Origin of the sequence: Acinetobacter legionensis (genome assembly GCF_048551735.1) — a bacterium.
GTDB lineage: Bacteria > Pseudomonadota > Gammaproteobacteria > Pseudomonadales > Moraxellaceae > Acinetobacter.
On the sequence record NZ_JBIMBV010000108.1, the window covers coordinates 1 to 310 of the forward strand.

The following is a 310-nucleotide window of genomic DNA, read 5'->3' on the forward strand; positions in this document are numbered from 1 at the left end:
GTGTTGACGCTATGATTTAAAATATGAATACCTTAGACATTATTATTCTGATTCTATTGCTCAGTGGAGGGCTAAACGGGTTGCGACAAGGATTCGTGAAAGCCTTTGCGAACTTGAGAGGATGGATATTTGCACTGATTGTCGGTGCCAAATATGCCAATATCATCGCACCTTCAATGTCTGCACTCAGTCAGGATCCTGTGGTGCAGAAAATTGCTGCATGTGCTTTTATTGTCTTGGTCATTATTGTTTTAACATGGATTGTCACTGCTTTACTTAATCAGATTTTAAAAACTTTAAAACTCGGTCC

Annotated in this window: 1 protein-coding gene; it reads left to right on the forward strand. The window is 39.0% G+C overall.

What is annotated here, in order from left to right:
• Positions 1-23: 23 nt before the first annotated feature.
• The coding region (locus ACG9ZL_RS21230; protein WP_419361909.1) for a CvpA family protein at positions 24-310 on the forward strand (287 nt) is incomplete at its 3' end.